Here is a 13,106-nt window from a genome sequence, read left to right on the forward strand (position 1 = left end):
TGTCCCGCAGGACACGGCCTCCCGCACTCAGCGAGTGAGGACGGGCCTGCGCTGGCCGATCTGGTGGATCGACGACGGCTTGCCCTCGACCGCTCGGTGTACCGCGGTGAGCATGCCCTCCGCGATCTCGGCGTGCCCGAGCGAGCGGTGCTCGTCGACCTCGGACACGGTGCCGAGCAGCACCTGCTGGGTGGGCCGCCGCGCCAGCAACGGGTCGGGTGGCGGGTCGGTGGCCGGGGTGGTGTTGGCGTCGCGGACCTCCACCACCGGCGCGTCCGGCGCCAGCAGGGGCTCGACCACCTCCATCACCGAACGCCGGTACGAGTCGTGCACCCAGGCCACCAGCAGATCGGCAGGCCCGCCGAGCGCCTGCTCGGCCTTGGCCGCCAGTTCGCGTGGACGTTCCCACTGCGCCTCGACCCAGATGGCACGGCCGGCGCCGTCGTTCTGCTCGTCCGCGAGCGGGCTGTAGCGCCGGCTCGGCAGCACCACCAGCCATCCGTCGCGGGTGAGCGTCTCGGCGACGCCGGCCAACATTCCGGTTCCCCCCAGAATCAGTGCCTTTCTTCGCCGCATGGCCCTCACGTTACCGCGCGGCGCCCGCCATCACCGGGTTTGTGCGTTCTCCGGCGTTCGCACCGACTCCGCCCACGCCGTCCAGCGGCGTTCCAGGTCGGCCGCGGCGGTCGCGTCGAGGCCGTACGCGGTCAGCACGAGCATGCCGGGCTTCTCCGCGACGGCGAGCAGACCGTCGCCGAACTCGTCGACGGTGAGGAACGTCTGGTGGTCGGTCCGGGCGTAGACGGTGCCCCGCACCCGGTCGCCGGTCGGCAGTTCCGCGCTGTAGCGCTCGCCGGTGGCCGGCAGATCGGGCACCAGGGCGTAGAGCGGGCGCGCGGGCAGGTCGGCCAGGAAAACGGTGGTCCGCTCGGCGAGGCCGTGCCGTTCCAGGCCGAACCGCAGCTGGTGCAGGAAGGTGATCCAGCCCTCGGTGATGTCGTCGTAGTAGGCGGCCCACTCCGGGTCGGTGCCGCGCGGGGCGCGGGTGACGCGGACGGTCGTTCCCCGCTCGGTGGGGTGCAGGCTGAACCGGTCGCCCCCGCCCGCGGTGAGCACGTGCGCGTCGGCGTCGGCGGTGACGTCGTCGACGAAGATGGTTCTGATCTCGGCGTCCAGGCCGTCGAAGTGCCAGCCGTGCCAGCGGCGGATCAGGTCGGGGTCGCGCAGAGCCTGCCAGACCTGGTCGGGCGGGGCGGCGATGGTGACCTCGATGCGTGGGGTGTCGGTCATTGCTCGTCTCCTTGTCGTGGGGCCGGGTGTCCTGCTCCGAGCACTCGGTAGGGACGTCCGTCGGGGGTGTCGAACCGGGCGACCACGTCGGCGATCGCGGCGGCGAGTTCGTCGGTGAAGCGGTGCACGTCGCCGGGGGCGCCGAAGCGCACCTCGGTCTCCACGGTGAACGTGAGCAGCCGGGTACCCGCGCGCTCGGCGCCCGCCTGCATGCGGGCGACGTCGCGCACCGCGCCGGAGGCGACGTCGATCAGGTGCTCGGCGGCGTGCCGGTCCCCCGCCGCCTGCGCCGCCCGCCTGCTGCCCAGGACGTCGGGGTCGACGACGAACGCGTCGGCGGTGGCGCGCAGGACCCGCTCGGTGAAGCCGCGGCGCTGCCGCTGCGCGACCAGCTCCACCAGCCCGGCCTCCTCCAGCTGACGCAGGTGGTAGCCGAGCCGCTGGCGGGGCAGCTTCAGTTCGGCGGCCAGCTCGGACGCCGACGCCGGGGTCCGCAGCCGCTCCAGCAGCTGCCGCCGCAGTGGCGACAGCGCGCGGCGCAGCCGATCCGGCTCCGCCACCAGGTCGTGCGAGGTCATACACCAAGCATCCATTAGACAGAAAAACTTGTCAAATTACGGACCGTGACGAGCCTGGTCTCGAGCGTAGAAATCGCGTACCGGAACGCAGAACTCGCGGGCGTGAGTGCAGAACTCACCATGCGAACACGCGAGTCCCACCCTCGTGCACGCGAGTTCCACGTTCCAGCATGCGAACTCCACCCTCCCGCACAACGCCACGGGCTTTGCCGCGGACACGTGGGCGAGTAGCCCGGTGTTCGGCGTGAAGGCCGAGTTTCTGTCGTCTCATGTGATGAAGGTGGCCTTCACGAACATCCCGCCCCGGCGTCGCGGCCTCACCAGTCACATCCGGCCCAACAGACCCAGCCGCCACCACGAAAGAGACCCAGCAAAGTTCCCCAATGTGGCATTGGGGAACTTGAACTCCCCCAATGCCACATTGGGGGCACACAGCACCCGGACTTCGCCGTGAAGGGGGCCCTCACGGCGTCTCATGCCGTGAGGGCCCCCTTCACGGCATGGAGAGACCCTCCGTAGCGCTCCGGCACCGGGCTCACTGGCGCCGCACCGGTCGGGCCGTCGGCGTCTGGACTGACGAGCCCCAAGGCCGCTCCGCGGCCGACGGCGAGGAGGGAAGACGCCGACTCAAGGGCCCGACCGGACGTCCGAGCGGAGCGAGGACAGAAGATTCAGTGCGCAGCTTCGTTCCAGGAACGGCCGAAGCCGACCGAGACCTCCAAGGGCACGGCGAGCTTGTAGGCGGCGCCCATTTCCTGGCGCACCAGCGTTTCCAGCTCCTCGCGCTCGCCGTCGGCGACCTCGAGCACCAGCTCGTCGTGCACCTGCAGCAGCACCCGGCTACGCAGCTTGGCCTCGTTCAGCGCCCGGTGCACACCCAGCATGGCGACCTTGATGATGTCGGCCGCGCTGCCCTGGATGGGAGCGTTGAGCGCCATGCGCTCGGCCATCTCGCGGCGCTGGCGGTTGTCGGAGTTCAGGTCGGGCAGGTACCGGCGACGGCCGAAGATCGTCTGCGTGTAACCGACCTTGGCGGCTTCCCGGACGACGTCACGCAGGTAGTCGCGCACCCCGCCGAAGCCGGCGAAGTACTCGTCCATCAGCTCGCGGGCCTCCTCTGTGGAGATCCGCAGCTGTGCCGACAGCCCGAACGCGGACAGGCCGTAGGCCAGCCCGTAGTTCATCGCCTTGATCTTCGCGCGCTGCTCGCCGGTGACGTCGGAAGGCTCGACGCCGAACACCCGCGCGGCGGTGGCCGCGTGGAAGTCGAACCCGGACTGGAACGACTCGATGAGCGCGGCGTCCTCCGACAGGTGCGCCATGATCCGCATCTCGATCTGGCTGTAGTCGGCGGTCATCAGCTCGGCGTAGCCGTCGCCCACGACGAACGCGTCGCGGATCCGCCTGCCCTCGTCGGTGCGGATCGGGATGTTCTGCAGGTTCGGCTCGGTGGACGAGAGCCTGCCGGTGGCGGCGATCGTCTGGTACAGCGTGGTGTGGATCCGGCCGTCCGGCGCCACCGACTTCAGCAGACCCTCCACAGTGGACTTCAGCCGGGTGGCGTCCCGGTGCGCCAGCAGGTGCTGCAGGAACGGGTGCTCGGTCTTCTCGTAGAGCGTCTGCAGCGCGTCGGCGTCGGTGGTGTAGCCGGTCTTGGTACGCTTGGTCTTCGGCATGCCCAGCTCGTCGAACAGCACCACCTGCAGCTGCTTGGGCGAGCCGAGGTTGACCTGCTTGCCGATCACCCCGTACGCGGCCTCGGCCGCGTCCTTGACGTGGCCGGCGTAGTGCGCCTCCAGCGAGGTCAGCTGGTCCAGGTCGACGGCGACACCGGCGGCCTCCAGCTCGGTGATGACCTCCAGCAGCGGCAGCTCGATCTCCCGCAGCAGCGGCTCGCCGCCGATCTGCTCCAGCTCGGTGGCCAGTGCCGTGGCCAGCTCCGCGACGGCCCGCGCCCGGACCAGCTCGGTGTCGACGATCTTCTGGTCGGCTCCCTCGGCGCCGTCGAGCAGCGACAGCTGGCCGTCGTCGGTGTCGCCGTCGGCTCGCAGCTCGCGGTGCAGGTAGCGCAGCGCCAGGTCGTCCAGCTCGAACGACCGCTGCCCCGGCCGCACCAGGTACGCGGCCAGCTCGGTGTCCATGGCCAGCCCGGCGAACTGCCAGCCGCGCGCCAGCACGGCGTGCAGCGCGACCTTCAGCGCGTGGCCGACCTTGGCGACGGTCGGGTCGGCCAGCCAGGTGGCCAGTGCCCGCTCGTCGGCCTCGTCGAGTGTGGTGACGTCGATGTAGGCACCCTCGCCGTCGGCCGCCGCGAACGCGATCGACTGCACGTCGGAACTCACCGACGCGCCGGTGGTGCGGAACGCCAGGCCGGTGGTGGTGCCGCCGCCGGCGTGCCCGGCCAGCCAGGCACCCAGTTCCCCCGGCGCGAGCGCGCTGCCGCTGACGTCGAACCCGGAGTCGGCCTCCGGCTCGGCCGACTGCAGGGTGGCGAACAGCCGGTCCCGCAGCACGCGGAACTCCAGCTCGTCGAACAGCCGGTGCACCGCCTCGCGGTCCCACGGCCGCAGTTCCAGGTCGCCGGGACCGACGTCCAGCGCCACGTCCCGCACCAGCTCGGTGAGCTGCCGGTTGAGCATGACGGCGTCAAGGTTGGCCCGCAGCGCGTCGCCGACCTTGCCCTTGACCTCGTCCACCCGGTCGACCAGCTCGGCGAGCGTGCCGAACTGCTTGATCCACTTGGCCGCGGTCTTCTCCCCCACCCCGGGGATGCCGGGCAGGTTGTCCGACGAGTCGCCGCGCAGCGCCGCGTAGTCGGGGTACTGCTCGGGCGTGAGGCCGTGCTGCTTCTCGGCGATCATCGCCGGGTCGTAGCGGACCAGGTCGGACACGCCCTTGCGCGGGTACAGCACGGTCACCGAGTCGTTGACCAGCTGCAGCGCGTCACGGTCGCCGGTACAGATGAGGACCTGGTAGCCGAGCTCGCCCGCCTGCGTGGTGAGCGTGGCGATGATGTCGTCGGCCTCGTAGTTCTCCTTGGTCAGCACCGGGATGCCGAGGACGCCCAGCACGTCGTGCACCAGCGCGACCTGGCCCTTGAAGTCGTCGGGCGTGGCCGAGCGGCCCGCCTTGTACTCGGCGTAGGTCTCCGACCGGAACGTCTTGCGGGACAGGTCGAAGGCCACGGCCAGGTGCGTGGGCTGCTCGTCGCGGAGCAGGTTGATGAGCATCGAGGTGAACCCGAACACCGCGTTGGTGACCTGCCCGGTGCTGGTCCGGAAGTTGTCGGCGGGCACGGCGAAGAAGGCGCGGTACGCCATCGAGTGCCCGTCGATCAGCAGCAGGCGGGGTGTGTCGTTGCTTACGGTGGCGTTCTCGCTGGGGCTCACGGGGGCGAGTCTAGGCTGACGCCCCGACACTCTTTCGTGAGCGTTGGTCAGTAGGAAGGGCAGGCCGCCGATGACGTCGTCCGATGACGAATTCGACCACGCGAAGATGATCGCCGCGATCGCCCCGGAGTTCGCCGACCAGCAGCTCAACGACAAGATCGGACTGCACATCGTGTCGGCGAGCACCGAGCGCGTCATCGGCACGATCCCGGTGCGGGGCAACCTGCAGCCCTACGGCCTGCTGCACGGCGGCGCGAACGCGGTGCTGGCGGAGTCGCTCGGCTCGATCGCCGCGGCCATCAACGCCGGGCCGGGCAGGGTGGCGGTCGGGCTGGAACTGTCCTGCACCCATCACCGCGCGGTCCGCGAGGGCACGGTGACCGGCGTGGCCACCCCGGTCCACGTCGGCCGCGGCACGATCACCGTGGAGATCGTGATCACCGACGACAAGGACCGGCGCAGCTGCACCGCCCGCCTCACCTGCGTCACCCTGCAGAAGCCGCCGGGCTGAACGTCCGGCAGATCGTCTCCGCCAGAGCCACCGGCTGGTCGCGGGCGACGAGGTGCCCGGCGCCGGGAACGCGGCTCACCGTGACGTGCGGAGCCAGGCACCGCAGGTCTTCGACGTCCTCGTCGGTCACCGGCGACCCGGCACCGCCGCGGACGAGCAGGATGGGCAGGCCGAGTTCCGCGGTGATCCGCCGCAGCCGGGAAACCTGGGCGAGGATGTCCTCGACGAGTTCGGAGTAGACACCGGACAAGCCCTGCCTGGCGAGGAAGTCGCGGACCCGCGTGGGATCGACGCCGGGTACGACGTCCACCAGCACCAGGCCGGCCACCCTGCTCCGCACCTCCGGATCGGCGAGTGCCCCGATGGCGGCGAGCCCGCCCAGCGAGGCGCCGACGACCACGCAGCCCGCCGGTTCGGCGCGGACCATGGCGGCGACGTCCCCGGCACAGGGCCCGAACCGTCTCGGTGAGCCGTCGCTGTCGCCGTGACCACGCTGGTCGAAGGCCACGCACCGGAACCCCGCCGGGACGAGGACGTCGGTGACCGGCGTCCACACCCGGCGGCGTTCGCCACCGGCGTGCAGCAGCAGAAGCGTCGGCCCGGCGCCGCGTTCCTCGCCTCGCAGCACCGCGCCGGGACGAACGAGCCGGCGCGCCAGAGCATCCACCATGACATCCTCCTACCTTGTTCCGTCAAGGTAAGACGTCTACCTTGGCCCGTCAAGGTATGCTGGCGGCCGTGACACGCTCACGGGTACGCCGCCCGCCCGACGAGGCACGGCGCCTGATCCTGGATGCCGCGGAGAAGCTGCTGGCCGACGGCGGGGTGGCCGCCGTCCAGGTGCGCGCCATCGCCACCCGCGTCGGCATGACCGACGCGGGGGTCAACCACCACTTCGGCAGCCGCGACCGGCTGCTGGAAGCCCTGTTGCGGCACGGCGGCCGGAAGATCCGGGCCGGGGTACGGGAGGTACTCGACTCCTGGCTCGACCGTGGTGCCGACCTCGGCGACCTGGTCGACATGCTGGCAGCGCTCTACCGCCGGGGTTACGGCGAGCTGGCCGCCGCGCTGCACGCGGCGGGCTGGCGCGACGACGGTTCGGGACTGCTCGACCCGGTCGTCGACGCACTCCACGCGCTGCGCCCGGAACCCGGCGCAGTTCCGGTCGACGACACCCGGCTCGCCGTCGCCGCCCTCCACCAGTTCCTCGCCACCGAGCCGCTGTACGGCCCGGCGTTCCGCCGCAGCGCCGGCCTCACCGGCCGGGCGGCCACGGCCCCCACGGCCCAGCTGCGCTGGTGGACCACCCACCTCGCGCGCTCCCTGGGTCTCGGTCAAAGCTCGTGAAGGCCACCTTCACCACGTGAGACGTAATGAAGGTGGCCTTCACGTGCTCTGGACCCGGGCGTCAGCCCACGCCGAGGTAGGCCTCCTTGATGGAGTCGTCGGCGAGCAGGTCCCTGCCGGTGCCGGAGCGGGTGATCTCCCCCGTCTCCAGCACGTAGGCGCGGTGCGCCCGGGACAGCGCCTGCTGCGCGTTCTGCTCCACCAGCAGGACCGTGGTGCCCTGCTCGTTGATCTCCGTGATGATCCGGAAGATCTGCTGGATGAACTGCGGCGCCAGCCCCATCGACGGCTCGTCGAGCAGCAGCAGCTTCGGCTTGGCCATCAGCGCGCGGCCGATCGCCAGCATCTGCTGCTCGCCGCCGGACATCGTCCCGCCGACCTGGTTCTTACGCTCCGCGAGCCGCGGGAACAGCTCGAACACCCGGTCCAGGTCCGGTCCGAGGCTCTTGCGGTCCTTGCGGGCGTAGGCACCCATGTCCAGGTTCTCCAGCACCGTCATGCCGGGGAAGATCCCCCGCCCTTCCGGTGCCTGCGAGATTCCGCGGACGACCCGGAGGTCGGCCCGCAGCTTGGTGATGTCCTCGCCGGCGAACGTGATCGAGCCCGCCGACAGCGGCCGGATACCAGAGATCGCCCGCATGGTGGTCGACTTGCCCGCACCGTTGGCGCCGATGAGCGTGACGATCTCGCCCTCGTTCACCGTGAGGGACAGGTCGTGCACCGCCCTGATTCGTCCATAGTGGACTGAGACGCCGGAAAGCTCAAGCAACGTCATCGTCAGGCACTCCAAGGTAAGCCGCGATCACAGCGGGGTTCTCCCTGATCTCCGCGGGCAGTCCATCAGCGATCTTCTTGCCGAACTCCAGCACGACGATCCGGTCGGTGACGCCCATGACCAGCTTCATGTCGTGTTCGATCAGCAGGACGGTGTAGCCGTCGTCGCGGATCTTGCGGATCAACCCCATGAGTTCTTCCTTCTCCTGGGGGTTGAACCCGGCGGCCGGCTCGTCGAGGCAGAGCAGCTTCGGCTCGGTCGCCAGCGCCCTGGCGATCTCCAGCCTGCGCTGGTAGCCGTAGGGCAGGTTCTTCGCCTTGTCCGCCGCCCGGTCGGCGATGCCGACGAACTCCAGCAGCGCCATCGCCCGGTCGACCGCGTCGCGTTCCTCATGGTGGTGCCGCGGCAACCGCAGCAGCGCACCGATGACGCTGGTCTTGTGCCGGGCGTCGGTGCCCACCACCACGTTCTCCAGCGCGGTCATCTCGCCGAAGAGCCGGATGTTCTGGAACGTCCTGGCGATGCCGAGCTGGGTGATGGCGTGCCGCGACGCCTTGCGCAGCGGGGCGCCTTCCAGCAGCACGTTGCCCGACGACGGCCGGTAGACACCGGTCATCGCGTTGAAGCAGGTGGTCTTGCCGGCACCGTTGGGCCCGATCAGCCCGAGGATCTCGCCGCGGCGGATCTGGAACGACACCGAGTCCAGCGCGACCAGACCACCGAACTGGACCGTCACCGCGTCCAGTTCCAGCAGGGTCTCGCCCATGCCGACGGCGATCTCCCGGTCAGGCGCGACGACCTCGGCGACCTCGGCTTCGTGCTCGGCCCGCTCGGCCGCGGTCATCTGCTCCAGTTCGGCGACCAGACCACCCTCGGCGCGCACCTCCGGGCCGGACTCGGCCGGCGGATCGGCGGGGTTGTTGGGCTGGCTCACTTGACCCCTCCGTTCTTCTCCGTGGCGAGCGCGGTGTCGCTGGAGACCTGTTCACCCCGGCCGAGCAACCGCTGGTACGCCTGCCTGCCGTAGGTGAGCAGCCGCTGCCGCGCACCGAGCAGGCCCTGCGGCCGAAAGATCATCAGGATCACCAGCACCAGACCGAAGATCAGGTACTTCCACTCGGCGATCGCGGTGAACTTCAGCGGGATGTAGGCCACCACCACAGCACCCAGGATGACACCGACCTTGTTGCCGGAGCCACCGAGGATCACCGCGGCGAGGAACAGCATCGACGTGACGACGTCGAACTTCTGGTTGTTCACGAATGCCAGCTGCCCCGCGTAGAGCGCGCCGGACAGACCACCGATCGCCGCACCGATGACGAACGCCCAGATCTTGAACTTGAACGTGTTCACGCCCATGATCTCGGCCGCGTCCTCGTCGTCGCGGATGGCGACCCAGGCGCGGCCGACCCGGCTGCGTTCCAGGTTGCCCACCAGTACCAGGATCACGATGATGATCGTGACGATCAGCCAGTACCACGGTGTGCCGTCGGTGTTGTTGAACAACGGTGTGCCGTCGTCGTTGGTGCCCGGTGGCGCGCCGATCTGCTGGAAGCCCTGGTTCCCGCGCAGCGGGGACAGGTTGTCGGCCAGCAGGCGGACGATCTCACCGAAGCCCAGCGTCACGATCGCCAGGTAGTCACCGCGCAACCTCAGCGTGGGTGTGCCGAGGATGACGCCGAACACCATGGTGATCACCATGGCGATCGGCAGGACCGCCAGGAACGGCAGCTTGGTGAGCGCCGAGTCCGGGCTGGTGAACAACGCGGCGACGTAGGCGCCGACCGCGAAGAACCCGACGTAACCCAGGTCGAGCAGGCCGGCCTGGCCGACCACGACGTTGAGCCCGATCGCGATCAGCGCGTACCGGGCGATCTCGAACATCGCGATCTGGAAGTCGGTGCCGGGTTCGGTGGTGATGATGATCGGGTTGAGCACCGGCAGTGCGTAGATCAGTGCCACCAGGGGGATCAGCACAGCCCACTGCTGTACCCGGCTGAGGTTGTTCCACCATTCACGCAGCGAACGGCGGCCCGTCGTGTGTGCCGTCGTCGTCATACCCGTGCCTTCCCGAGAGATTCGCCGAGGATGCCGGTCGGGCGGAACATCAGGATGGCCACCAGCAGCACGAACGCGACGACGTCACGCCACTCGCCACCGAACAGCGACTGCCCGTAGTTCTCCGCCAGTCCCAGGACGATGCCGCCGAGCAGGGCACCCCGGATGTTGCCGATACCGCCGAGCACGGCGGCGGTGAACGCCTTGATGCCCAGCAGGAACCCGCCCTGGTACCACGCGCCCTGCGGGATCTTCATCATGTAGAACAACGCCGCCGCGCCGGCGAGCAGCCCGCCGATGAGGAACGTCAGCATGATGACGCGTTCCTTGTTCACGCCCATCAGCGTGGCGGTGTCGGCGTCCTGTGCCACGGCACGGATCCCGCGGCCGAGGCGGCTGCGGTTCACGAACATGTCGACGACCAGGTACAGCAGCAGCGAGACGACCACGATCAGGATCGTGATGTTGGTGACGCTGGCGCCGAAGATCTCGAAGACGGTCTCCGGGCGCAGCAGGCGGATGGCCTGCTCGGCGTTGCCGCCACGCCAGAGGAAGATGAGCTGCTGCAGCACGAACGACGCGCCGATCGCGGTGATCAGGAAGACCAGCCGTGGTGCGTTGCGTTTACGTAGTGGTCTGTAGGCCACCCGTTCCAGTACGACCGCTGTTCCGCCGGATATCGCCATCGAGGCGACCAGTGCGAGTATCAGGAACGCGATCAGTTCGAAGATGGGAACATCGGGGGTCGCGCCGGGCCGGAATCCGAGCCCGAAGAAGACGAACCAGGTGGCGTAGGCGCCGTAGATGAAAACCTCGGAATGCGCGAAGTTGATGAGCTTCAGCACGCCGTAGACCAGCGTGTAGCCGAGCGCCACCAGCGCGTAGATGCTGCCTTGGGACAACCCCTCGACGGTGTTGTTCCAGAACTGCTCACCCAGGGTGCCGAGGTCGAACTTGATGTCGCTTTCCTGCGCTAAATACAGCGCAGGCAGTGCATTGTGGATGGACACACTCGTTCTCCATGTGGTTCCGGGGTGTGCCCACGACGGGTTCCGACCGCCGTGCGCACACCCCGGTTTACAAAGTCAACCTGACCGAGAGTTATTTACTTGATCTCAGTGTTACGGACAATCTTTCCGTTCTCGACCTTGTAGGTCCACACGGTGGTCTGGGCCAGCTCGCCCTTGTCGTCCCACTTGAACTTCTTGGTGAGGCCCTGCGCGTCGTAGGTGCGCACGAACTCCAGCATGGCCGCACGGTCACGCTTGCCGCCGTCGATGCCCTTCAGCAGGATCGTGGCGAGGTCGTAGCCCTCCGGCGAGTAGGTGCCGGGGTCCTTGCCGGACAGCTGCTTGTAGGCGCTGGTGAACTCGGTGAACTGGTCGGCCGGAACACACGGGCAGGTGAAGAACGCCTTCGCGGAGGCGTCACCGGCACCCTTGACGAACTCGTCGTCCTTCACGCCGTCCGGCGCGACGAACTGAGCCTCGACACCGGCGTCCATCAGCTGCTGGGCGAACGGAGCGGCCTCGCGGTAGTAGCCGGCGTAGAAGATCGCCTGCGGGGCCTGCGACTTGATGTTGTTGACGACCGCCGAGAACTCGGTCTGCTTGGACTTGACCTTCTCGTTGCAGGTGGCCTTGGCGGCCAGCGCCTGCTTGATCGAGTTGGCCAGGCCGACGCCGTACTCCGAGTCGTCCTCGACGACGCAGACCTTCTCGGCCTTGAGCTGCTCGGTGATGAACTTCGCCGCGGCGGGGCCCTGGGTGTTGTCATTGCCCAGGCCGCGGAAGAAGGTCTTCCAGCCGTTGGTCGACAGCGCCGGGCCGGTGGCCGACGGGGTCAGCTGGACCAGGCCGGCCTGGTTGAAGATGTTGCCGGTCGCCTTCGACTCACCGGAGAACGGCAGGCCGACGACACCGATGATCTCCGGGCTGTTCACGATCTGCGTGACGACACCGGGCGCCCGGTCGGGCGAACCTTCGGTCTCGAACTCACGCAGCTGGACCTGGCAGCCCGGGTTGTTCTGGTTGTGCCGCTGCACGGCCACCTTGACACCGTTGAGGATGTTCTGACCCAGAGCGGCGTTGTCACCGTTGATGGTGCCCGCGTAGGCGAGAGTGGTGGTGGGCGGGCACTGCGCCTTGCCGTCGCCCTTGGGGTCGGCGGCGTCGGCCGCCTGGGCCGGCGCGGAAGCCTGCGGAGCCGAAGGGGCATTCCCGCTGTCGCCGCTGCCGCCGCGCTCCGCACACGCGGTCAGCGCCAGCGCAGCTGTCGCTGCCAGCACGAAAACCCGCGCAAGTCGTGCTCGTGACACTCGTTCCTCCAAATGCCGACAGCCGCCACGACAGCGACCGTCCTGGTCAGGACCTGACTGGGCGCTGAACGTAGCCGTCCTGCGCCGGGTTGCACAGAGTCACATCGGCTCTTGTTTCCACATCGTGACGGTGCATACCACAGATAAATCAGGAACTACACCCGAATGTCGGCGGTAAATGATCGAGCGACGACGTTACGTCACAGTTAACCCGGACGGGGAGGCTCAGCCAATCCCCCGAACGACTGCCTCTGCGACAGCCTTCATGGTCGTGCGACGGTCCATGGCGGTGCGCTGGATCCAGCGGAACGCGTCCGGCTCGGACAGCCCCTGCTCGCTCATCAGCAGGCCCTTGGCGCGATCGATGACCTTGCGGGTCTCCAGCCGTTCGTTGAGCCCGGCGACCTCGGCCTCCAGCGCCTGCAGCTCGGCGAAGCGGCTCACGGCCAGCTCGATGGCCGGCACCAGGTCGCGCTTGGCGAACGGCTTGACCAGGTAGGCCATGGTTCCGGCGTCGCGGGCACGCTCGACCAGGTCACGCTGGCTGAAGGCGGTCAGGATGACGACCGGCGCCACCCGGTCACCGGTGATCTTGGAGGCTGCCTCGATGCCGTCCAGCTTGGGCATCTTCACGTCGAGGATCACCAGGTCGGGCTTCAGCTCGGCGGCGAGCTTGATCGCCTCCTCGCCGTCGCCTGCCTGGCCGACGACCTCGTAGCCCTCCTCGCGCAGCATCTCGACGAGGTCGAGCCGGATCAGCGCCTCGTCCTCGGCGACGAGCACCCTCCGTTGTGGCGCGACCGCGACGTCGCTGGTGTCGGCAGCCGGTTCCGTCACCGGG

Annotated in this window: 13 protein-coding genes; 2 read left to right on the forward strand and 11 right to left on the reverse strand. The window is 68.9% G+C overall.

Annotated elements, in window-relative coordinates; genetic code table 11:
* Window positions 1–27: 27 nt before the first annotated feature.
* The 4 genes from EWH70_RS15095 to polA form a co-directional block, all read right to left on the reverse strand.
* Entirely contained in the window at window positions 28–537 is a 510-nt protein-coding gene (locus tag EWH70_RS15095; protein WP_130476020.1) for a Rossmann-fold NAD(P)-binding domain-containing protein, read from the reverse strand.
* Window positions 538–606: 69 nt separating this feature from the next.
* The gene (locus EWH70_RS15100) at window positions 607–1,290 is read right to left on the reverse strand and encodes an SRPBCC family protein (protein WP_130476021.1); all 684 of its coding nucleotides are present in this window, start codon (window positions 1,288–1,290) and stop codon (window positions 607–609) included.
* On the reverse strand, window positions 1,287–1,868 hold the full coding sequence (locus EWH70_RS15105) for a winged helix-turn-helix domain-containing protein (RefSeq protein ID WP_130476022.1): 582 nt from the start codon (window positions 1,866–1,868) through the stop codon (window positions 1,287–1,289). The genes EWH70_RS15100 and EWH70_RS15105 overlap by 4 nt, the downstream gene beginning before the upstream one ends.
* Window positions 1,869–2,539: 671 nt before the next feature.
* Window positions 2,540–5,257, reverse strand: coding sequence for a DNA polymerase I (gene polA, locus EWH70_RS15110; protein WP_130476023.1), 2,718 nt, complete (start codon window positions 5,255–5,257; stop codon window positions 2,540–2,542).
* Window positions 5,258–5,327: 70 nt separating this feature from the next.
* Between polA and EWH70_RS15115 the strand changes: the two genes are divergently transcribed.
* Window positions 5,328–5,768 (forward strand): PaaI family thioesterase, encoded by a 441-nt coding sequence (locus EWH70_RS15115; protein WP_130476024.1) that lies wholly within the window; start codon window positions 5,328–5,330, stop codon window positions 5,766–5,768.
* Here EWH70_RS15115 and EWH70_RS15120 read toward each other — a convergent pair.
* Window positions 5,743–6,438, reverse strand: coding sequence for an alpha/beta fold hydrolase (locus tag EWH70_RS15120; RefSeq protein ID WP_130476025.1), 696 nt, complete (start codon window positions 6,436–6,438; stop codon window positions 5,743–5,745). The two genes, EWH70_RS15115 and EWH70_RS15120, sit on opposite strands and share 26 nt — an antisense overlap.
* 68 nt (window positions 6,439–6,506) lie before the next feature.
* Here EWH70_RS15120 and EWH70_RS15125 point away from each other — a divergent pair, with 68 nt between their 5' ends.
* Window positions 6,507–7,115 carry a TetR/AcrR family transcriptional regulator gene (locus tag EWH70_RS15125; protein ID WP_240686997.1) on the forward strand — a complete coding sequence of 203 codons (609 nt, stop codon included), beginning with the start codon at window positions 6,507–6,509 and terminating at the stop codon, window positions 7,113–7,115.
* A gap of 61 nt (window positions 7,116–7,176) precedes the next feature.
* On the opposite strand, the gene EWH70_RS15130 is transcribed toward EWH70_RS15125, so the two are convergent.
* The 6 genes from EWH70_RS15130 to EWH70_RS15155 all read right to left on the reverse strand — a co-directional run bounded on the left by EWH70_RS15130 (window position 7,177) and on the right by EWH70_RS15155 (window position 13,102).
* The gene (locus EWH70_RS15130) at window positions 7,177–7,890 is read right to left on the reverse strand and encodes an ABC transporter ATP-binding protein (protein WP_130476027.1); all 714 of its coding nucleotides are present in this window, start codon (window positions 7,888–7,890) and stop codon (window positions 7,177–7,179) included.
* Window positions 7,877–8,734, reverse strand: coding sequence for an ABC transporter ATP-binding protein (locus EWH70_RS15135; RefSeq protein ID WP_130476265.1), 858 nt, complete (start codon window positions 8,732–8,734; stop codon window positions 7,877–7,879). The genes EWH70_RS15130 and EWH70_RS15135 overlap by 14 nt, the downstream gene beginning before the upstream one ends.
* A gap of 86 nt (window positions 8,735–8,820) precedes the next feature.
* Window positions 8,821–9,948, reverse strand: a complete 1,128-nt coding sequence (locus EWH70_RS15140) for a branched-chain amino acid ABC transporter permease (protein WP_130476028.1) — start codon at window positions 9,946–9,948, stop codon at window positions 8,821–8,823.
* A complete protein-coding gene (locus EWH70_RS15145; RefSeq protein ID WP_130476266.1) occupies window positions 9,945–10,940 on the reverse strand; it encodes a branched-chain amino acid ABC transporter permease in 996 nt (331 codons plus the stop codon). The genes EWH70_RS15140 and EWH70_RS15145 overlap by 4 nt, the downstream gene beginning before the upstream one ends.
* 113 nt (window positions 10,941–11,053) lie before the next feature.
* Complete coding sequence (locus EWH70_RS15150) at window positions 11,054–12,235, reverse strand: branched-chain amino acid ABC transporter substrate-binding protein (protein ID WP_130476029.1); 1,182 nt, start codon at window positions 12,233–12,235, stop codon at window positions 11,054–11,056.
* A gap of 255 nt (window positions 12,236–12,490) precedes the next feature.
* Window positions 12,491–13,102 carry an ANTAR domain-containing response regulator gene (locus EWH70_RS15155; RefSeq protein ID WP_130476030.1) on the reverse strand — a complete coding sequence of 204 codons (612 nt, stop codon included), beginning with the start codon at window positions 13,100–13,102 and terminating at the stop codon, window positions 12,491–12,493.
* Between the last annotated feature and the right edge of the window lie 4 nt (window positions 13,103–13,106).

This window comes from Amycolatopsis suaedae (assembly GCF_004214935.1).
In the GTDB taxonomy this organism is placed as follows: domain Bacteria; phylum Actinomycetota; class Actinomycetes; order Mycobacteriales; family Pseudonocardiaceae; genus Amycolatopsis; species Amycolatopsis suaedae.

Excerpts from the sequence above, each read along its gene's own strand:
- EWH70_RS15095 (WP_130476020.1), bottom strand. The coding sequence starts at position 537 with ATGTTGGCCGGCGTCGCCGAGACGCTCACCCGCGACGGATGGCTGGTG.
- EWH70_RS15100 (WP_130476021.1), bottom strand. The coding sequence starts at position 1,290 with ATGACCGACACCCCACGCATCGAGGTCACCATCGCCGCCCCGCCCGAC.
- EWH70_RS15105 (WP_130476022.1), bottom strand. The coding sequence starts at position 1,868 with ATGACCTCGCACGACCTGGTGGCGGAGCCGGATCGGCTGCGCCGCGCG.
- EWH70_RS15115 (WP_130476024.1), top strand. The coding sequence starts at position 5,328 with ATGACGTCGTCCGATGACGAATTCGACCACGCGAAGATGATCGCCGCG.
- EWH70_RS15120 (WP_130476025.1), bottom strand. The coding sequence starts at position 6,438 with ATGGTGGATGCTCTGGCGCGCCGGCTCGTTCGTCCCGGCGCGGTGCTG.
- EWH70_RS15130 (WP_130476027.1), bottom strand. The coding sequence starts at position 7,890 with ATGACGTTGCTTGAGCTTTCCGGCGTCTCAGTCCACTATGGACGAATC.
- EWH70_RS15135 (WP_130476265.1), bottom strand. The coding sequence starts at position 8,734 with ATGACCGCGGCCGAGCGGGCCGAGCACGAAGCCGAGGTCGCCGAGGTC.
- EWH70_RS15140 (WP_130476028.1), bottom strand. The coding sequence starts at position 9,948 with ATGACGACGACGGCACACACGACGGGCCGCCGTTCGCTGCGTGAATGG.